Annotated in this window: 18 protein-coding genes; 12 read left to right on the top strand and 6 right to left on the bottom strand. The window is 72.0% G+C overall.

Annotated features, from left to right (window positions below; translation table 11 throughout):
- The first annotated feature begins 53 nt into the window (after positions 1 to 53).
- From Q5425_RS45555 to Q5425_RS45540, 4 genes are read left to right on the top strand one after another with little or no spacing between them, the layout of a single operon-like run.
- Entirely contained in the window at positions 54 to 1,181 is a 1,128-nt protein-coding gene (locus Q5425_RS45555; RefSeq protein ID WP_308678704.1) for an epoxide hydrolase, read from the top strand.
- Positions 1,178 to 2,245 (top strand): winged helix DNA-binding domain-containing protein, encoded by a 1,068-nt coding sequence (locus tag Q5425_RS45550; RefSeq protein WP_308678703.1) that lies wholly within the window; start codon positions 1,178 to 1,180, stop codon positions 2,243 to 2,245. The genes Q5425_RS45555 and Q5425_RS45550 overlap by 4 nt, the downstream gene beginning before the upstream one ends.
- A gap of 55 nt (positions 2,246 to 2,300) precedes the next feature.
- Positions 2,301 to 5,300: a BTAD domain-containing putative transcriptional regulator gene (locus Q5425_RS45545; protein WP_308678702.1), complete on the top strand. Its 3,000-nt coding sequence runs from the start codon at positions 2,301 to 2,303 to the stop codon at positions 5,298 to 5,300.
- A 31-nt stretch (positions 5,301 to 5,331) separates the two neighbouring features.
- Positions 5,332 to 6,531, top strand: a complete 1,200-nt coding sequence (locus tag Q5425_RS45540; RefSeq protein ID WP_308678701.1) for an FAD-dependent monooxygenase — start codon at positions 5,332 to 5,334, stop codon at positions 6,529 to 6,531.
- Here the strand turns inward: Q5425_RS45540 and Q5425_RS46000 are convergent.
- Entirely contained in the window at positions 6,500 to 6,685 is a 186-nt protein-coding gene (locus tag Q5425_RS46000; RefSeq protein WP_396135380.1) for a DUF3140 domain-containing protein, read from the bottom strand. The two genes, Q5425_RS45540 and Q5425_RS46000, sit on opposite strands and share 32 nt — an antisense overlap.
- Between Q5425_RS46000 and Q5425_RS45535 the strand changes: the two genes are divergently transcribed.
- Positions 6,684 to 6,893 (top strand): DUF2945 domain-containing protein, encoded by a 210-nt coding sequence (locus tag Q5425_RS45535; RefSeq protein WP_308678700.1) that lies wholly within the window; start codon positions 6,684 to 6,686, stop codon positions 6,891 to 6,893. The two genes, Q5425_RS46000 and Q5425_RS45535, sit on opposite strands and share 2 nt — an antisense overlap.
- Positions 6,894 to 6,901: 8 nt before the next feature.
- On the opposite strand, the gene Q5425_RS45530 is transcribed toward Q5425_RS45535, so the two are convergent.
- Together Q5425_RS45530 and Q5425_RS45525 are read right to left on the bottom strand one after the other, a co-directional pair.
- Entirely contained in the window at positions 6,902 to 7,357 is a 456-nt protein-coding gene (locus tag Q5425_RS45530; RefSeq protein WP_308678699.1) for an HIT family protein, read from the bottom strand.
- Between the two features lie 32 nt (positions 7,358 to 7,389).
- The gene (locus Q5425_RS45525; protein ID WP_308678698.1) at positions 7,390 to 8,508 is read right to left on the bottom strand and encodes a helix-turn-helix domain-containing protein; all 1,119 of its coding nucleotides are present in this window, start codon (positions 8,506 to 8,508) and stop codon (positions 7,390 to 7,392) included.
- A gap of 165 nt (positions 8,509 to 8,673) precedes the next feature.
- On the opposite strand from Q5425_RS45525, the gene Q5425_RS45520 reads away from it, so the two are divergent.
- The gene (locus Q5425_RS45520; protein ID WP_308678697.1) at positions 8,674 to 9,936 is read left to right on the top strand and encodes a YncE family protein; all 1,263 of its coding nucleotides are present in this window, start codon (positions 8,674 to 8,676) and stop codon (positions 9,934 to 9,936) included.
- Positions 9,937 to 9,946: 10 nt separating this feature from the next.
- Here the strand turns inward: Q5425_RS45520 and Q5425_RS45515 are convergent, their stop codons facing one another.
- Both Q5425_RS45515 and Q5425_RS45510 read right to left on the bottom strand, forming a co-directional pair.
- Positions 9,947 to 10,360: a DUF5655 domain-containing protein gene (locus tag Q5425_RS45515; protein WP_308678696.1), complete on the bottom strand. Its 414-nt coding sequence runs from the start codon at positions 10,358 to 10,360 to the stop codon at positions 9,947 to 9,949.
- Positions 10,361 to 10,377: 17 nt separating this feature from the next.
- Positions 10,378 to 10,854: a MarR family transcriptional regulator gene (locus Q5425_RS45510; RefSeq protein WP_308678695.1), complete on the bottom strand. Its 477-nt coding sequence runs from the start codon at positions 10,852 to 10,854 to the stop codon at positions 10,378 to 10,380.
- Between the two features lie 220 nt (positions 10,855 to 11,074).
- Between Q5425_RS45510 and Q5425_RS45505 the strand changes: the two genes are divergently transcribed.
- Positions 11,075 to 11,782 carry a DUF4142 domain-containing protein gene (locus Q5425_RS45505; protein ID WP_308678694.1) on the top strand — a complete coding sequence of 236 codons (708 nt, stop codon included), beginning with the start codon at positions 11,075 to 11,077 and terminating at the stop codon, positions 11,780 to 11,782.
- A gap of 7 nt (positions 11,783 to 11,789) precedes the next feature.
- On the opposite strand, the gene Q5425_RS45500 is transcribed toward Q5425_RS45505, so the two are convergent.
- Positions 11,790 to 13,583 (bottom strand): helix-turn-helix domain-containing protein, encoded by a 1,794-nt coding sequence (locus tag Q5425_RS45500; RefSeq protein WP_308678693.1) that lies wholly within the window; start codon positions 13,581 to 13,583, stop codon positions 11,790 to 11,792.
- Positions 13,584 to 13,720: 137 nt separating this feature from the next.
- Here Q5425_RS45500 and Q5425_RS45495 point away from each other — a divergent pair, with 137 nt between their 5' ends.
- From Q5425_RS45495 to mimD, 5 genes are all read left to right on the top strand, one after another.
- Positions 13,721 to 13,960: a hypothetical protein gene (locus Q5425_RS45495; RefSeq protein WP_308678692.1), complete on the top strand. Its 240-nt coding sequence runs from the start codon at positions 13,721 to 13,723 to the stop codon at positions 13,958 to 13,960.
- 105 nt (positions 13,961 to 14,065) lie between these two features.
- Positions 14,066 to 15,715, top strand: coding sequence for a methane monooxygenase (locus Q5425_RS45490; RefSeq protein ID WP_308678691.1), 1,650 nt, complete (start codon positions 14,066 to 14,068; stop codon positions 15,713 to 15,715).
- Between the two features lie 81 nt (positions 15,716 to 15,796).
- Positions 15,797 to 16,825: a 2Fe-2S iron-sulfur cluster binding domain-containing protein gene (locus Q5425_RS45485; protein WP_308678690.1), complete on the top strand. Its 1,029-nt coding sequence runs from the start codon at positions 15,797 to 15,799 to the stop codon at positions 16,823 to 16,825.
- A gap of 7 nt (positions 16,826 to 16,832) precedes the next feature.
- Positions 16,833 to 18,002, top strand: coding sequence for a toluene hydroxylase (locus Q5425_RS45480; protein WP_308678689.1), 1,170 nt, complete (start codon positions 16,833 to 16,835; stop codon positions 18,000 to 18,002).
- Positions 17,999 to 18,370 carry a propane 2-monooxygenase effector subunit MimD gene (mimD, locus tag Q5425_RS45475; RefSeq protein WP_308678688.1) on the top strand — a complete coding sequence of 124 codons (372 nt, stop codon included), beginning with the start codon at positions 17,999 to 18,001 and terminating at the stop codon, positions 18,368 to 18,370. The genes Q5425_RS45480 and mimD overlap by 4 nt, the downstream gene beginning before the upstream one ends.
- Positions 18,371 to 18,403: the final 33 nt, after the last annotated feature.

Below are 18,403 nucleotides of genomic sequence, written 5' to 3'. Positions count from 1 at the left end.
ATGGCACGAATCGCGGAAGGAAGTCTTCCGCAATGGCTCCTAGCGTGCTTCTCATGACAAACGAAATCCGCCCCTTCCGCATCGAGATCCCGCAGGCCGAGCTGGCCGACCTGGACCGGCGCCTGGCCTCGGCCCGGTTCGCCGAGCCCGTGCCCGGCGACGAGCCGGACTGGTCCCGCGGCATGCCCACCGAGGCCGTCCGGGAGCTCGCCGGGTACTGGCGCGACGGCTACGACTGGCGGGCCCAGGAGGCGGCGCTCAACGCGTTCCCGCAGTTCACCACCGTGATCGACGGGCAGACCATCCACTTCCTGCACGTCCGGTCGCCGCAGGCCGACGCGCTGCCGCTGCTGCTCACCCACGGCTATCCGAGCTCGGTCGCCGAGTTCCTCGACGTCATCGGCCCGCTGACCGAGCCGGGCCCGGACGCGTTCCACGTCGTCGTCCCGTCGGTGCCGGGCTTCGGGTTCTCGACGCCGTTGAGCGGACCCGGCTGGGAGCTGGCCCGCACGACCGACGCGTTCGCCGAGCTGATGACCCGGCTCGGCTACGACCGGTTCGCTGCGCAGGGCGGCGACATCGGCGCGGGCGTCACCGGGCGGCTCGCCGCGCTGTACCCGGAGCGGGTCATCGGCACCCACGTCAACAGCGACCGCGGCACGATCGCGCTCGCCGGCGAACAGCTCCCGTTGCCGGAGAACCTGTCCGAGGCGGAACAGTCCGAATTGGACGCGGCGCGGGCCGCGTGGCGGGCGGGCCGCGGCTACCTGGACCTCCAGTCGCACAAGCCCGAGACGATCGCGGCCGCGCTGACCGACTCCCCGATCGGGCAGCTGGCCTGGATCGCGGAGAAGTTCGAGGCGTGGACCGGCGCGGACGGCGTCGGCCGCGACCGGCTGCTGACCAACGTCAGCCTCTACTGGTTCACCCGCAGCGGCGCGAGCGCGGCCCGGTTCCTCTACGAGGCCGCCCACGCGGCCCACGGCTGGCTGGCGCCCTCGGCCGTCCCGGCGGGCTGGGCGGTGTTCAACACCTCGCCGGTGGTCCGGCGGATCATGGATCCCGAGGAGAAGATCGCGCACTGGTCGGAGTTCGCTTCGGGCGGCCATTTCGCCGCGATGGAAGAGCCGGAGCTGCTCGTGGCCGACGTCCGGGCGTTCTTCCGCACCCTGCGGCCGTGAACCCCCGCGCGCTCAACCGGGCGCTGCTCGCGCGGCAGCACCTCCTCGACCGCGGGGAGGTGCCCGCCGCGGCGATGCTCGCGCACCTCGTCGGGATGCAGGCGCAGGCGCCGCTCGCGCCGTACGTCGGGCTGTGGACCCGGATCTCCGGGTTCCGGCCGCACGAGCTGGCGGCCCTGCTCACCGGGCGGGACGCCGTGCGCGGGCTGCTGATGCGCGGGACCGTCCACCTGGTCCTCGCCGAGGACGCGCGGACGTTGCGGCCGCTGGTCCAGCGGGTCGTCGCGGGCGGCTACACCGGGCACTTCGGCCGCCGCGTCGGCGACGCCGACCTCGAGGCGGTGGCCCGGTACGGCCGGGAACTCCTGGAGGAGCGGCCGCGCACCCGGCGGCAGCTGCAGGACGCGCTGGCCGTGCGGTGGCCGGGTGCGGACGCCGAAGCGCTTTCGTACGCGGTCGGCTACCTGGTGCCGACCGCGCAGGTGACGCCCCGCGGCGTGTGGGGGTCGACCGGCCCGGCCACGCTGACCACCCTCGAGGGCTGGCTCGGCCGTCCCCTGGCCGGCGGACCGTCCCTCGAGGACGTCGTGCGGCGCTACCTGCGGGCGTTCGGCCCGGCTTCGGTCGCCGACGTCCAGGCTTGGTCGGGGCTGACGAAACTGCGGGAGGTCGTGGCGCGGATGGGGCTGCCGACGGTCCGCGCGGAGTCCGGCGAGGTGCTCTACGACGTCGAAGACGGCCTTCTCCCGGACCCGGACACCCCGGCGCCGGCGCGGTTCCTGCCGGAGTACGACAACGTCCTGCTCGCGCACGCCGACCGGACCCGGGTGCTCCCGCCCGGGCGGCGGGTCCCGCTGCCGCCGGGCAACGGCGCTTCGCGGGGGACGCTGCTGGTGGACGGGTTCTACCGCGCGGACTGGCGGCTGCACGCCCACGGCCTGGAGGTCACCGCGCACGACCGGCTCACGGCGGCGGAGCGGGCGGAGATCGAGGAGGAGGGCGCGCGGCTGCTGGAATTCCTCGAGGCGGAGCAGTCTGCCGTGGCCGTCGTGAGTGGTAAGTAGGGTTCTAACCCGCTTTACCACTCACGACCGGGGTGCGTGGGCCAGAATCGTGGGCGTGCAGTTCGCCATCCTCGGGCCGGTCGAAGCCCGCCGCCCCGACGGGACCCCGGTCGCCCTCGGCGGCCCGCAGCTGCGCGGGCTGCTCGCCTTGCTCGCCCTCGACGCGGGGCGGGTCGTCAGCGCCGGGCGGCTGATCGACGGCCTGCACGGCGAGCACCCGCCCGAAGGCGCCGCCGAAGCCCTGCAGTCGCAGGTTTCGCGGCTGCGGCGACGGCTGCGGGACGGCGGCGCGCCCGACGGCCTCGTCGAATTCACCCCCGCCGGTTATCGGCTGGCCGTCGATCCCGCCGACGTCGACGTCCACCGCTTCGACCGGCTCACCGGGCAGGCGCGGGAAACCCCCGATCCGGCGGGGAAGATCGAGCTGTTCACCGAAGCACTGGCGCTGTGGCGGGGGCCGGCGCTCGACGGGCTCGCCGACCCGCCGCGCGCGGCCCGGCTGGCGGAGCTGCGCCTGGCCGCGACGGAGGACCGCGTCGAAGCCGGGCTCGCGCTCGGCCACCACGACCGGCTCGTCGCCGAACTGCGGGAGCTCACCCGCGAGCACCCGCTGCGCGAACGGCTCGCCGCCCAGCTCGTGCGGGCCCTGCACGGCAGCGGCCGGTCCGCCGAAGCCCTCGCCGTGTTCGCCGAGGTCCGGGCGCGCCTGGCCGACGAACTCGGCGCCGACCCGTCGCCCGGGCTCGCGGACGCCCACGCCGCGGTCCTGCGCGCCGCCGCGCCCGCTCCGGCCCGCCGGGTGCCGGTGCCGCTCGCCGGGTTCGTCGGCCGCGCCGAACTCGACCGGCTCACCGCGGCCCTGCGCGAGGCCCGCCTCGTCACGCTCACCGGTCCCGGCGGTGCGGGCAAGACCCGGCTGGCGGTCGAAGCCGCGGCCCGCGCGGCGGGCGAGGTCTGTTTTGTGGAACTCGCGACGACGACCGAGGTCCCGCGCGCGGTCCTGGCCGCGCTGGGCCTGCGCGAACAGGGCGTGCTGGCGCCGGGAGCGCCCGCGGACCCCGCCGACCGGCTGGCCGCCGGGCTCGCCGACCGGCCGCTGCTGCTGGTCCTCGACAACTGCGAACACGTCGTCGCCGCGGCCGCGCGGCTGGTGGGGCGCCTGCTGGGCGAGTGCGCCGGCCTGCGCGTGCTGGCCACCAGCCGGGAGGCGCTGGGCCTGACCGGCGAGACGCTGGTGCCGGTCGGCGCGCTGCCCGCCGGCGCCGCGGCGCGGCTGTTCACCGACCGGGCCGCGGCCGTGGCGCCCGGCGCGGCCCCGGAGCCGGGCGTCGTCACGCGGATCTGCGCCGCGCTCGACGGCCTCCCGCTGGCCATCGAGCTCGCCGCCGCGCGGCTGCGGTCGCTGTCCGCGGACGACGTCGCCGCCCGGCTCGGCGACCGGTTCGGCCTGCTCTCGCGCGGGGACCGCACCGCCGAGCCGCGGCACCGGACCCTGCGCGGCGTGGTCGAGTGGAGCTGGGACCTCCTGGACCCGGCGGAACAGCGGCTGGCCGGCCGGTTCGCGGTGTTCGCCGGCGGCGCGCGACCGGCCGCCGTCGAACGCGTCTGCGCTGGCTCCGACGCCGTGCTCACCGGCCTCGTCGAGAAGTCCTTCGTCCAGTTCGGCGGCGGCCGCTACCGGATGCTGGAGACCATCCGCGCGTTCTGCGCCGAGCAGGGCGACGACCGGCGCGCGGCGCACGCGAAGTACTTCCTGGACTTCGCGTGCGCGCACGAGCCGAAGCTGCGCGGCGCCGATCAGCTGACGGCCTTGGCCGAGCTGACCGCCGAACACGCCGACCTGCACGCGGCCCTGCGCTGGAGCGCCGGCGAAGACCCGGGAACCGCGCTGCGGCTGATGGCCGCGCTGTCCTGGTACTGGTGGCTGCGCGGCCTGCGGAGCGAGGCGACGCCGATCGCGGACACCGTGCTCGCCGCCGTCGGCCCCGAGCCGCCGCCGGGGCTGGCCGAGGAATACGTCCTGTGCGCCATCCAGGCGTCGGACACCGACGTGGCGATCGAGCCGATCCTGCGGCGGCTCGACGGGCCGCTGCGGTACCCGTACCTCTTCCTGCTGTGGGCGTTTTCGCCCCGCACCAAGGCCGAAGACGGCGAACGGCTGGCCGCGCTGATCGGCGAGGACGCGTGGTCGCGGGCGTTCGCGGGGATCGGCGACGGCCTCGGTGCGCAGTACCGCGGGCGGATCGCCGAAGCCGAAGCGCACTTTTCGGCGTCACTGGCCGCGTTCCGCGCCCTCGGCGACCGCTGGGGCGAGGCGAGCACGCTGGAGAAGCTCGCGGAGTTCGCGGACTGGCGCGGCGACCACGGGCGGTTCCGCGAGCTGATGGACGAATCCGTGCGGCTGGCCGGCGAGCTCGGCGCCGTCGGCGACGCCGCCGAACTGCTCTGCCGCCGCGCCGACGGCGTGCTCCGGGCCGGGGACGCCGAAGCCGCCAAAGCCGACTACGAAGCCGCCGCCGCGCAGGCGCGCGCCGCGGGCACGCCGCTGACGGTCGCCCGGGCCCGCGGCGGGCTGGGCGAGATCGCGCGGCGCGCCGGCGACCTGGCCGCGGCGCGGCGCTGGTACTCCTCGGCACTCGGCCTGGCCACGGACCCGGTGACCGGCGGCGAGACGCGGATCCGGCTCCACACCGGCTCCGGCTGGACGGCGGCCGCCGAGGGCCGCCTGGACGAGGCGGCCGAGCTGCACCAGGAAGCGCTCGCCACGGCGCTCGAACACGCGAACCTGCCCGGTGCGGCCCAGGCGATCGAAGGACTGGCCGGGGTCCTCGCCGGGCGGGACGAAGACGAGCGGGCGGCGTTCCTGCTCGGCGTGGCGGTCGGGCTGCGCGGGGCGCCCGTCACCGGCGACGCCGACGTCGCCGGGGTGGCGGACCGCGTCCGGGCGCGTCTCGGCGCCGGGGCCTACGCCGAGGCGTTCGGCCGCGGCCGCGAACTGCCGCCCGAGCAGGCCGTCGAGGAGGCCGGTCAGCGGCGGTTCGCGCTCGGTTCGTGAACGGTCGGCGGCCGCGCCGAAGCTTCGGGGCATGACAAAACACATCCTGATCTCGGGCGCTAGCATTGCCGGCCCCGCCCTTGCCTGGTGGCTGCACCACCACGGCTTCCGCGCCACCGTCGTCGAGCGCGCCCCGAGCCTGCGCGAAGGCGGCTACAAGGTCGACATCCGCGGGGTCGCGGTCGACGTCGTCCGCCGGATGGGCCTGCTGGAGACGGTCCACGCGGCGGCCACCGACATGCGGGGCGCGGCGTTCGTGAACAAGCGCGGCAAGCAGCTGGCCACCCTCGACGCGGACACGTTCGGCTTCCGCCACGGCGACGACACCGAGATCCTGCGCGGCGACCTCGCCCGGATCCTCCACGACGCCACCCGCGCGAACACCGAGTACGTCTTCGGCGACTGGATCACCGGGCTCGACCAGCGTCCCGACGGCGTCGAGGTGACGTTCGCCCACGGCGCGCCCCGCCGGTTCGACCTGGTCGTCGGCGCCGACGGCCTGCACTCCGGCGTCCGCGCGCTCGCGTTCGGCCCGGAGGAGGACCACCTGCGCCGGTTCGACGCCTACATCTCGATCTCGACGGTGCCCAACACGCAGCGGCTGGACCGCTGGGAGCTGCTGCACTCGGCGGCCCCGGGCAAGATGGTCAACGTCTACAGCACGGCCCGCGCGGACGACGCGAAGGCGGCGTTCTGGTTCACAGCGCCGCCGTTGTCGTACGACCGGCGGGACGTCGAAGGCCAGAAGGCCTTGGTGGCGGACCGGTTCGCGGGCCTGGGCTGGGAGATTCCCGCGCTGCTGGCGGCGATGCGCGAGGCGGACGACTTCTACTTCGACCCGGTCTGCCAGATCGTCATGGAGCACTTGTCGGCCGGCCGGGTGACATTGCTCGGCGACGCGGGGTACTGCCCGTCACCGGCGTCGGGGCAGGGCACCAGCCTGGCCCTGGCGGGCGCGTACGTCCTGGCGGGCGAACTGGCCGCTTCGGACGGCTTCGCCACGGCGTTGTCCCGGTACGAAGCCTCGATGCGGCCGTTCATCGAGAAGAACCAGGCGCTGGCGAAGACGGCGTTGCGCGGGATCATCCCGCAGTCACGGGCCTTCGCGTGGTTCAACACCCGGATGATCAAGCTGATGCCGTACCTGCCGGGCCGCAACCGCGTGCTGGAGCAGATGGCCCGCCCGATCCGGGAAGCGGCTAACGCGTTGGTGCTGAAGGACTACGCCTAGCGCCCGGCTTCTTCCGCAGGATCTCGGCGATGTGCCGGCCGGATTGGTGCCCGATCGATTCGCCGTCCTTGTGCCGGCCCGAATTCGCGGCGCGTTTCGTCGTCGTCCATCCGGGGCGCGTACCCGCGATGATCACGGGTACTCGGGCCGCCATGAGCGAAGAATTCAAGAAGGGCGACCGCGTCCGCTGGGACGCGGGCAACCAATCCTCGGTCGGCACGGTCGAGGAAAAGATCACCGAGGACACGCACGCGGGCAAGCGCGACGTCAAGGCCTCACCCGACAACCCGCAGTACCTCGTCCGCAGCGAGAAGTCCGGGAAGACCGCCGTGCACCACCCGGACAAGCTGCACAAAGCCTGAAACAGCGCCTAAAGCGCCGCCCGGACCTTCGCCGCGACCTCGACCAGCTCCTCCCGCGATCGCACCCGCCAGTCGGCGTCCAGCACGAAGCCGTCGCCGGCGAACCGGGGGATCACGTGCAGGTGGACGTGGGGGATCTCCTGGCCCGCCGCCTTGCCGTCGGCCAGGAACAGGTTGATCCCTTCGCACTTCAGGTCCGTGCGCCGCAGGGCCGCCGCCAGTTGCTGGGCGATCGCGAACATCCGCTCGCCCGCCGCGGACGGGAGCGAAGCCAGGTCCGCGTGGTGGGCGCGGGGGAGCACCAGGAGGTGACCGGTCGTCACCGGGCGCAGGTCGACGATCGCGACGAAGTCGTCGTCCTCGTGGACGAAGGCCGCCGGCGCCTGGCCCGTCCCGATCGCGCAGAAAACGCATTCTCCGGTGGACGTGGACGTGGTCGCGGGCAAGCGGCGGAGTTCAGCCATGCGGGTGACCTTATCGATCACCGGCGGTGTTGTCAGGTGCCGTCGAGCCAGTGGCGCAACGCCCACCACGACCGCACGGAGTCGAGCACGCCGCCGCCGCTGTTCTCGGCCAGTGCCACCGGGGTGAGCTCGGCCAGCCGGTCGAGGCGGTAGCGGACGGTGTTCGGGTGCAGGTGCAGCGCTTCGGCCGTCGGGCGCAAGCGGTGGCCGTGGTCGAGGTAGGCCAGCGCCGTCGCGGCCAGCTCGCGGTGGAACGCGTTCCCGCGATCGAGCGCGCCGAGCAGGCCGGTCGTGAGCAGCTCGGCGAGCAGCGGCTGGGCTGCCAGCGCGATTTCGCCCGCCAGCTCGGTGAGGTCGTGGTAGCCGGGCCCGGCGATCCGCGCCGCCGCCGTGCCGAGCCGGTGCACCTCCCGCAGCCGGGGCAGGGCGGCCGGGGGCGCGACGACCAGCCGGACGCCGTCGGCGAGCGCGATCCCGGCGGGCGGGCGCGCCGCCAGGCCGGTGAGCCTGCCTTCGACCAGCCCGTACACCCCGCCGAACTCCAGCAGCGCCTGTTCGAGCGTGCGCGCCCGCGCCGGGTCGCTGACGTCGGACACCACGCACGAGTACCGGCCGTCGGGACGCAGCCCCGCCTGCCGCACCTCGTCCGGTGCCGGTGGGTCCCCGGCGAGCAGCAGGGTGCGCAGCAGCTGGGTCCGGGCGTCGCGCACCGTGCGCGACAGCTGGAGCTCGGCCGCGTGGTAGCCCTTGACGATGTGCCGTTCCAGCGCGCCGGTGTAGCGCTCGGCGTCGAGGACGGTTTCGAGGATGACGTCGTCGGCCAGGCCCGCGGCCCGTGCGCGTTCGACGGCGAAGCGGGCCGCGAGCGTGCGGCCGGCCTGGACCCCGCGCAGCAGGTCGGTGAGCGGGACGCCCTGCGCCGCGCGGTCGGCGCCGAGCGCCTCGGCGGTGGTGTAGTCGGCGGTGTCGGGGTTCGTCGTGGCGCGCAGCGCGGCCGACAGCAGGAACTGGACGTGCCGCCGGTTCTCCGCCTCCGGCAGCCGCGCGACGGCGGGCGACTGGCTCCGCGCGGCCTTCACCAGCTCGTCCAGCACGGTCTCGTCCGCGGCCATCGCGTCGAGCACCTGCCGGAGCAGTGGCGAGGCCGGCACGGCACCCTCCCCGTTGTGGCAACGCCACAACACCGCGCCGCGGTGTTGGGCGAGCGGCCCTACCGGAGCGGCTCCGGTGGCCGGTTATCGTGACGATACCGGACAGTAACCCCGTTCCTCCGCGAAATCCATCGCCACACCCTTCAGTGCCGAAAGGTGTCTCCCGTGCGCAATTCCCCGGTTCGTCGGAAACGCTCGTACCTCTCGCGCCTGGCCTGCCTCACCGCCTCCGTCGCCCTGCTGGCGACCGGCGCCGCGGTGCCGGCGACCGGCGCCGCGGCGGCCCTGCGGGAGGTGATGTTCGTCGGCAACAACTGGGAAGGCACGGCGGACGTCATCCAGTCCCGGGGCTCCTTCACCCGCATCGGCCGGGTGAACATCATCCCCGACAAGGATGCACGCCTGACGGAGATCTACCTCAACCCGATCAAGCTCGCCTTCTTCCTCGGCATCCGCAACGGGCCCGGCGAAGGGCACGACCAGTTCGTCGACGACATGTACACCACGCCGGACGGCGGTTCGGTGGTGGCGTCGCGGCCCAGCTTCGCCGACGTCGTCTCGATCAACCTCACCACCGGCCGGATCAACTGGCGCTTCCCGGTGTCGGGCTTCCGCGCCGACCACATGGCGGTCTCGCCGGACGGGCGCCGCGTCGCCGTCTCCGCCTCGACGTCCAACACCGTGCACGTGCTGGACATCGTCACCGGCCAGCAGGTCGGCTCCTTCGCGACCGGGGACAAGCCGCACGAGAACGTGTTCACCGACGGCGGCCGGTACCTGTGGAACATGTCGATCGGCGAGGTCAACACCGACCTCGACGACCCGGGCTGGGACTTCACCAAGGGGGACCGGCGGATCACCGTGGTCGACGCCGCCACGTTCCGCCAGGTCAAGGTGATCGACATGCGGCAGCGGCTCGACGCGTTCGGGCGCAGCGACCTCTCCGACGCCGTGCGGCCGGTGGCGTTCACCCCGGACGGGTCGAAGCTGTACTTCCAGGTGTCGTTCTTCAACGGTTTCGCCGAATACGACGTCGCGACCGACAAGATCACGCGGGTCAAGGAACTGCCGAAGAACCCGGCCACCAGCGACGACCGCAAGACCTTCGTCAACGACTCGCGCCACCACGGCATGTCGATGAACCCGGCGGGGACCAAGCTCTGCGTCGCCGGGACCATGGACGACTACGCCACGGTCGTCGACCGCGCGTCGCTGCAGCAGGGCACGCTGGTGCCCGCGGTGAAGCCGTACTGGGCGACGGTGAGCGGTGACGGCAGCGCCTGCGTGATCTCGGAGGCCGGCGCCGACCAGGTGACCGCGATCGACTTCGCGACCGGGCGCAAGCTCCTCTCGGTGCCGGTCGGCGACCACCCGCAGCGGGTCCGCCTCGGCCACGTGCCCGACGGCTGGACGGGCCCGGCCGCCTGACCACCCGCGCTCAGGAGACGGCGAAGGCCGCGGTCAGCCAGCCGCGGACTTCGTCGTCCACATCGGACACGGCACGCAGGCTCAGCTTGTGCCCGACGCGCGGCCCGCTCGCCCAGCTCGCCGGGGCGATGCGGGCCGTTTCGACGGGGCTGGGCAACCACAGGTACACCAGCACGTCGCGGGAGCGGGGACGCAGTTCGGCGAACTTGCGCTCCCGCTTGAGGAACACGCCGACCTTGACCGCGTCTTCGTGGACGTCGCCGAGGGTGCGCAGGTGCCCGAGGACGGCGTCGTAGACCTCGCGCTGCCACGGCGGCTTGCCCGCGAACGTCTCCTCGACCGTGCCGCCGGGGACGCAGGTGTGGCCTTGGCGGGCGCGCGCGAACTCGCGGTCGCAGCGCGGGCACGTCCACCGGGTCGGCATGCCGTCCAGGGTGGCACTCACAGCGCCGCCGGGCCGAGCGCGGGGATCGTGGCGGCCGCGTGCAGCAGCTGCCGGGCCGCCTTGCCCGCGGCCTTGCGCTGCGACGGCGGCAGCTTGTCCAGCAACGCCCCCAGTGCGGCGTGCCGCTGTTCGAGCATCCGCGCCACGATCTCGTGCCCGGCCCCGGTCACCTCGAGCGTGACGACGCTGCGGTTGCCGGGGCTGCGGCCGCGGGCCACGTAACCGAGGGCTTCGAGGCGGTCGGCCAGCCGCGTCACCGACGACGCGTTGACGCCCATCGCCGCCGCCAGCTGCGAACTCGGGACCCGGCCGAGACGGTCGAGGATCAGCAGCAGCCGCGTCTGCGGGAACGACACCTCCGGCGGCGCCGCGTGCGCGCATTCCCAGGCGATCCCGACCAGCACCACGGTGAGGCCGTCGAGGGCGGCCACGTCCGGGTCGGCGCCCGGGACCGCGTCTTCGAGGGGTTGCATGCCGCAATACTTGCCAACCGCAAGAGCATCGGTCAAGATGGACATCCCCGGCCTCGCCGGAGTATCCGGCCGGCTCGGCCGCCTTCTCCTCTTTCGTGTGCCATCGGCGTGTTTTTCCGCTGAATCCCTTGCCGCACAAGAAAATTCCTCCGGATTTCGCTGAACCGCCCCGCGACGGCGTCCGTGTACCCCGTACGGACTGTCGTCAGAAGGAGGAACCATGCCGGATCACCGTGGCATGACGGGCCGGGCGAAGGCCCGGACCGCACTGGTCGTCGTGGCCACGCTCGCCGTGGTCGGCGTGGGCTCGGTCATGGTGCTGAACGCGAGTGCCCAGACCGCGCCCGGCTCGACGCAGGCGCAGGTCCCGGCACACAACATGGCCGGCATGCAGCTGGGTTCCGCCGCCCAGGCCGCGGCCACGAACGACGTGGCGGGCGCCGGTCCGGTCACCGAGCTCGACAAGACGTTCCTGGTCAAGGTCCGCCAAGCCGGGCTCTGGGAGATCCCCGCGGGCGACCTGGCGCAGACCCGGGCCAGCAGCGAGGCCGTGAAGCGGGCCGGGCTGCACCTGCTGGACGGGCACTCGCACCTCGACCAGCTCGTTCGCGAGGACGCGAAGATGCTGGGCGTGACGCTGCCGGACCAGGCCAGCGCCGAGCAGCAGGGCTGGGTCCGCCGGCTGACCGACGCCCAGGGCCTGGAGTTCGACAAGCTGTTCGCGAACCTGCTCCGGGAGTCGCACGGCAAGATCTTCGCGACCATCGCCGAAGTCCGCGCCGGCACGCAGAACGACGTCATCCGGCGGCACGCGACGCAGGCGAACCAGACCGTCCTCGACCACATGACGGTCCTGGAGGACACCGGGCTGGTCGACGCGAAGACGATCGCCGACGTCGCGGCGGCGGTGAACCCGCCGGCGAAGTGACACGGTCCTAGCGGGCCGGCGGCACGATGCCGTATTCGTGGATCTTGCGGTAGATCGTCGCCCGTGAGATGCCCAGCAGCTTCGCCGCCCGGACCTTGTTGCCGTCCGCGTCTTCCAGGCACCGCACGATGGCGTCCCGCTCGATCGACTCGAAGCGGTTCAGCGGCCGCCGCGTCACCGCGTGGAACTCCGCCGGGAGGTCGCCGGGACGGATGGTGCCCGCGCGGCGGCGCTGGGCCACCTTGCGCAGCACCTGGTGCAGCTGGCCGGTGTTGCCCGGCCACTCCGCCCGCATCAGCAGGTGCAGCGCCGCGGCCGAACACGTCAGCCTGCCGCCGTAGCCGAGCTTGCTCAGCACGAGCGGAACCAGCTCCGCGAGGTCCTCGACGTGGTGGCGCAGCGGCGGCACCCGCACCGTCCGGGGGAAGGACTTCAGCAGCTCGGCCAGCGCCGGCTCGGTCTCGGCCTCCGGGACGAGCGTGAGCACCACCCACGGCGCGGCGGCGTCCTCGCGCAGGGTTCGCAGGACCGCCGCCAGCGCGTTCGCCGCCGGGGCCGTCAGGCGGTCGGCGTGCCGGATCACCAGCGTCCGGATGGGGGCTTCGGCGTGTTCGCGCGGCAGCGCGGCCCAGTCCGAGCCGACCGCCGCGTCGACGGTGAGCAGCCGGGCCGCCGGGTGGTGGCGCTGGTGCAGGCCCTTCGCCAGGGTCAGCTTGCCGGTCCCGGGCTCGCCTTCCAGCGCGACCCACTCGCCGCGCCGGTGGCCGGTGTCGAGGTCGTGCCCGCAGCGCAGCCACAGCGGGGCCGAGCCGACCACGCCCGGCAGGTACATCGGCAGCATCGGCGTCGGTGCGGCGAGGGTCTCTTCGGCTTCGATCAGCTTCACCGACAGCACGCCGCCCGCGGTCTCGGTCTCGCGCCGGCCCGCGACGCGGCGGCAGAGAACCCGGACGCGCAGCCCGCTGGAGAGGGACAGCGTCGCCGGGGTCCGGCGTCCTTCGGCCAGCGCTTCGGTGGCGTGGCCGAGCAGCACGGACTGGTCGGCCGGATCGAGCAGCTGCCGGGCCCGGTCGTTCATCATCACGATGTCTTCGTTGAACGCCAGCACGATGCCCGTCCACCGGCGGCAGGTCTGCAGGTAGGCCTGGAAGAGCATCATCTCCCGCAGGTCGCTGTGCCGCAGCAGGGCCTGGCGGATCTGCTCGGCCGTCGAGCGGGCCAGCGCGACGAGCAGGCCGCCCGCGTCCTTGTACCAGCAGGTGAGGTCGACCGCGCCGACCTTCTTGCCCGAGATCGGGTGGTGGATCGGCACACCCGCGCACGCCAGGTTCTCCAGGTGCTCGGCGTAGTGCTCGTGGCCGAACACCGTCGTCGGGCGGCCGTCCTCCAGCGCGGTGCCGATGCCGTTCGTCCCGACGGACTGCTCGCCGTAGCTGAATCCGGGGACCAGTTCGACGCGCTCCAGGTGCCGGGCCAGGTCGGCGTCGCCGGTCTGCTGGGTGAGCACGACGCCGCTCGCGTCGGTGAGGATGAGGCTGATCGGCTGGCCCTCGAACTGCTCGGCCAGCTTGTGCAGCACCGGCTCGGCGCCGCGGACCAGCGGGCTGTCGGGGTTCTGGCCGCCGAGGTAGAGCGGGTCGATGCGGTCGGCTTCGACCCGGAACTCCCGCGACCGCCGCCACGAGGCGAGGATCGTCTGCCGGACCACGCCCGCCGGCACCGGTTCGGCGGTCAGGAAACGCACCCGGGTGCGGGCGAGCTCGCCGTCGGCGAGCAGGGTGCCGGGCGCCATCTCGTCCACGTGACCTCCAGTTCCCCGCGGCCCACGTGGGTGCGGGCACACCCGTTGTGCCGCCCCTCCAGCGTAAGCGCGCCGGGCCCGCGCCGGTGTCTCAAATTGAGACGTTCCCGCTGCCGCGGCGGCGGTGCGATGAGGTCATGGCCGCCGAGACGTACAACCCCTGGACGATCGTCAACCTGGTCTTCTCGCACCTGGCCGAGCAGGGCCTGCACCCGACGCTGGGCGCGCAGGGTCACCCGGGCGAGCCCGCCGCCGCCCTGCTGCGCGCCTTCGGGATCGTCCCCACCGTCGAGGGCGACGCGCGCGTGCAGGCGGGGATCCACGACGAGCTGGCCGGCCTGCGCGCCCGGATGCTCGACGCCGGCGAAGCGCCCTGAACAGCGGTTCTGTCTCAGATTGAGACCCGCGCCGCGCGCCGGTGCCCCCCTAATGGGGAACGCAGGACGCCCTGGGCGGCGAGCTCAGGAGATAAGGAGTGATCCATGAGTCGCCAGAGTGTGGCGAAAGCCCACCAGAAGATCCAGGAACTTTCGTGGGAACCGGCCTACCACACCCCGGTTTCGCACTACGGCACCGACTACACCTTCCGCAAGGCCAAGAAGAAGGACCCGCTGAAGCAGGTCCTCCGCTCCTACTTCCCGATGCAGGAGGAAAAGGACCACCGGGTCTACGGCGCCGAAGACGGCGCGATCCGCGGCAACATGTTCCGCCAGGTCCAGGAACGCTGGCTGGAGTGGCAGAAACTGTTCCTGTCCATCATCCCGCTGCCGGAGATCTCCGCGGCCCGGGCGATGCCGCTGCTGTTCCGCACGGTCCCGAACCCGGAACTGCACAACGGCCAGGCGATCCAGATGATCGACGAGGTCCGGCACTCGACGATCCAGCAGAACCTCAAGCGCCTGTACATGCAGAACTACATCGACCCGGCCGGCTTCAACTCGAGCCTGCGCAACTTCCAGAACGACTACTGCGGCACGATCGGCCGCCAGTTCGCCGAAGGCTTCATCACCGGGGACGCCATCACGGCGGCGAGCATCTACCTGACCATCGTGGCGGAAACGGCGTTCACGAACACGCTGTTCGTCGCCATGCCCGCCGAAGCCGCCGCGAACGGCGACTACCTGCTGCCCACTGTGTTCCACTCGGTGCAGTCCGACGAATCCCGCCACATCAGCAACGGCTACGCGACCCTGCTGATGGCGTTGTCGGACGAGAGCAACCACCAGCTGCTCGAACGCGACCTGCGGTACGCGTGGTGGAACAACCACGCCGTCGTCGACGCCGCGATCGGCACGTTCATCGAATACGGCACCAAGGACCGCCGCAAGGACCGCGAAAGCTACGCGGAGATGTGGCGCCGCTGGATCTACGACGACTACTACCGTTCGTACCTGGTCCCGCTCGAGAAGTACGGCCTGGTCATCCCGCACGACCTCATCGAAGAAGCCTGGAACCGGATCTGGAACAAGGGCTACGTCCACGAAGTCGCGCAGTTCTTCGCCACCGGGTGGCTCGCCAACTACTGGCGCATCGACCCGATGACCGACGAAGACTTCGAGTGGTTCGAGTACAAGTACCCGGGCTGGTACGACAAGTACGGCAAGTGGTGGGAGAACTACAACCGCCTCGCGACGCCGAACGGGCACCACCCGATCGTCGCCGAGGACGTCGATTACGTGTACCCGCACCGCTGCTGGACCTGCATGGTGCCGTGCCTCATCCGCGAGGACATGGTGGTCGACGAGGTCGACGGCCAGCACCGGACGTACTGCTCGGAGACGTGCCGCTGGACCGACGCCGAGGCGTTCCGGCCCACCTACCAGGGCCGCAGCACCCCGAACATGGGCCAGCTGGTCGGCGCCCGCGAGTGGGAGACGCTCTACCACGGCTGGAACTGGGCCGACGTCGTCTCCGACATGGGTTTCGTCCGCGACGACGGCAAGACCATGGTCGCCCAGCCGCACCTGGACCTCGACCCGAAGAAGATGTGGACGCTCGACCACCTGCGCCGGATGCCGGAGGTGCAGTCGCCGAACGTGCTGCTCAACCGGATGACCGCCGAGCAGCGCGCCGCCTTCGTCGCCGACTACAACCGCCAGGGCCCTGCCGGGCGCCCGGCACCACAGGCCTGACGAGAACGGGCGGCACTTTCACGTGAAAGTGCCGCCCCCAGGTGGGCACTTTCACGTGAAAGTGCCCGGGAAGGGCCGGGCATGAGCGAAAAGCACCGCGTCCGGTTCGAGCCGGTCGGGATCGAAATCGACGTCGCCGAGGACCAGACGATCCTGCGCGCCGCCGCCGAGCAGGGTGTCATGCTCATGCACGGCTGCAAGGAAGGACAGTGCGCGGCCTGCAAGTCGTTCCTCCTCGACGGCGACGACGTCGAACACGACCGGTACTCGACCTTCGCGCTCCCCGACTACGAGAAGGAGGAAGGCTTCACGCTGCTGTGCCGGGCCCACGCCTACGAAGACCTGACGATCGAGCTGCTCAACTACGACGAGGAGATGATCCAGTCCGGCCTGCCGATCCAGGAGGCCACGGCCGAGGTCGTCGCGAACGAAAACGTCACGCACGACCTCCGGCACCTGGTCGTGCGGCTGGACCGGGACTTGAAGTTCTTCCCCGGCCAGTACCTGGACTTCGCGATCCCGGGCACCGAGGAGACGCGGTCGTTCTCGATGGCCAACACCTCGGCCCGCGACGGGTTCCTGGAGTTCGTCATCAAGATCTACCCGGACGGGCTGTTCTCCCGGTTCCTCGACACGCGGGTCGCGGTCGGCGACCGGCTCCGGGTGACCGGCCCGTTCGGGGTATTCACCCTCCGGGACAACCCGGGCAAGGACCTCGTCTTCGTCGGCGGCGGGGCCGGGATGGCGCCGATCCTGTCGCTGCTGCGGTCCATGGCCGAGCGCGGCCTCGACCGGAAGGCGACCTTCTACTACGGCGCCCGCCGCCGCCGCGACCTCTGCTTCGAGGCGGAACTGCGGGAGCTGGAAGCGAAGCTGCCCGGCTTCCGGTACGTGCCGGCGCTTTCCGAGCCGGGTGACGACGGCTGGGACGGCGAAACCGGGTTCGTGACCGACGTCCTGCGCCGCGCCGGCCTCGACTTCACCGGTGCCGATGCCTACGTCTGCGGGCCACCGCCGATGGTCGAGGCGGCGCTGGAGCTGCTGCCCGCGCTCGGTGTCGACGGCAAGCGCGTCTTCTACGACAAGTTCACCACCACGGGCGAAGGGTAAGGAACCCATGACAGCCACCCATGAACGCAGCGTGCCGAAGCCGGCGTTCACCGACGCCGAAGCGGGCGCGAAGGTCTTCCCGGACTCCACCGCCCGCCAGTACAACTACTTCACCCCCGCCAAGCGCAAGCAGAGCCACTACGAGGACGTCACCGTCGAGGTCCAGCCCGACCCGCGGCACTACCTGTCCCAGGGCTGGCTCTACGCCTTCGCCGACGGCCAGGGCGGCTACCCGCTGGAGTGGACGGCGCTGAAGGCGTGGGGCTCCGACCGGCCGCTGCCCGAACGCGGCCCGGGCTCCGGCGGCAAGGGCTACGACTGGCCCGCCCACGGCTGGCACGAGTTCCGCGACCCCAACGAGGAGTGGGAGCTCACCCTCTACCGCTACAACGCGAACGTCGTGCGCCAGCTCAACCAGAACATCGACGCGGCCCGCCAGGCCAAGGCGTTCGAGCAGTGGAACCGGAACTGGGTCGACTTCGTCGCCAAGCACGTGGGCGCCTGGATGCACGTCGACCACGGGCTCGGCCTGTACCTGTTCGCCAACGCCAACCGCCGCGGCCCGACGAACATGCACAACAACGCGATCTCGGTGAACAGCATGCACCGCATCCGCGCGGCGCAGGACCTGGCGCTGTACAACCTGACGCTCACCGAGGAGATCGAGGGCTTCGACGGCACCGCCCACGTGTCGACCTGGAACGAGGACCCGGCCTGGCAGGGCGTGCGGGAGACCGCCGAGCAGCTGACCGGAATCTGGGACTGGGGCGAAGCGATCTTCGCCGCGAACGTCGTCTTCGAGCCACTCGTCGGCGAACTGTTCCGCAGCAACCTGGTGCAGCAGGCCGCGCCGGCCAACGGCGACTTCGTCACCCCGACGCTGATCGGCGCCGAGGAGTTCGACTTCTCCGAACGCGACCTCCGCTACACCAAGCAGCTGTACCACCTGCTGATCAACGACAAGGAGTTCGCCGGCCACAACAAGGCGCTGCTGCAGAAGTGGCTCGAGGACTGGGTGCCGCGGTGCATCGCCGCTGCCCGGGCGCTGCAGCCGCTGTGGTCGCAGCCCGACGCCAAGCCGATCCGGTTCGAGGACGGTCTCGACCGCGTCAAGAGCCGGTTCGCCGGCGTCCTGTCCGAATTGGGCCTCAAGGCACCCGAGGAGCTGAGCCGGTGACTGTCTTCAAAACCGCGGAAAGCCCGTTCAAGGCCGACAACACCGCGTCGAACATGTGCGGGTTCACCCTGATGAACAACCAGGTCGGCGCGATCATCGCGGAAGTCATGGCCACCAAGGACAACGTGACCGTGACGCCGTTGCCGTCGATGATCCGCGTCGACGCGAAGGGCCGGACGGACCTGGTCTACGCCGAGGTCGACGAGGCCGCCGGCGAGGAAGAAGGCTGGTTCAACGCGGCCGAGTTCGAGGAGAGCATGTCCACCCACTACGGGCGGATGATCCACGAAGACGACCGCACGATCATGTTCGCCAACCCCGAAGACGCGGCCGAATACCTCGACTTCGATCTGAAGCCGATCAAGTAAGCGAAAGCACTCGATCCCGCTCAGGAGGATCAG

Origin of the sequence: Amycolatopsis sp. A133 (genome assembly GCF_031082405.1) — a bacterium.
Lineage (GTDB): Bacteria > Actinomycetota > Actinomycetes > Mycobacteriales > Pseudonocardiaceae > Amycolatopsis.
This window is presented reverse-complemented; position numbering and strand designations above follow the sequence as displayed.

Bases quoted from the DNA above. Each gene is read 5' to 3' on its own strand.
- Q5425_RS45555 (WP_308678704.1), top strand. From the start codon at position 54: ATGACAAACGAAATCCGCCCCTTCCGCATCGAGATCCCGCAGGCCGAG.
- Q5425_RS45540 (WP_308678701.1), top strand. From the start codon at position 5,332: ATGACAAAACACATCCTGATCTCGGGCGCTAGCATTGCCGGCCCCGCC.
- Q5425_RS45535 (WP_308678700.1), top strand. From the start codon at position 6,684: ATGAGCGAAGAATTCAAGAAGGGCGACCGCGTCCGCTGGGACGCGGGC.
- Q5425_RS46000 (WP_396135380.1), bottom strand. From the start codon at position 6,685: ATGGCGGCCCGAGTACCCGTGATCATCGCGGGTACGCGCCCCGGATGG.
- Q5425_RS45530 (WP_308678699.1), bottom strand. From the start codon at position 7,357: ATGGCTGAACTCCGCCGCTTGCCCGCGACCACGTCCACGTCCACCGGA.
- Q5425_RS45515 (WP_308678696.1), bottom strand. From the start codon at position 10,360: ATGCCGACCCGGTGGACGTGCCCGCGCTGCGACCGCGAGTTCGCGCGC.
- Q5425_RS45510 (WP_308678695.1), bottom strand. From the start codon at position 10,854: ATGCAACCCCTCGAAGACGCGGTCCCGGGCGCCGACCCGGACGTGGCC.
- Q5425_RS45505 (WP_308678694.1), top strand. From the start codon at position 11,075: ATGCCGGATCACCGTGGCATGACGGGCCGGGCGAAGGCCCGGACCGCA.
- Q5425_RS45495 (WP_308678692.1), top strand. From the start codon at position 13,721: ATGGCCGCCGAGACGTACAACCCCTGGACGATCGTCAACCTGGTCTTC.
- Q5425_RS45490 (WP_308678691.1), top strand. From the start codon at position 14,066: ATGAGTCGCCAGAGTGTGGCGAAAGCCCACCAGAAGATCCAGGAACTT.
- Q5425_RS45485 (WP_308678690.1), top strand. From the start codon at position 15,797: ATGAGCGAAAAGCACCGCGTCCGGTTCGAGCCGGTCGGGATCGAAATC.
- Q5425_RS45480 (WP_308678689.1), top strand. From the start codon at position 16,833: ATGACAGCCACCCATGAACGCAGCGTGCCGAAGCCGGCGTTCACCGAC.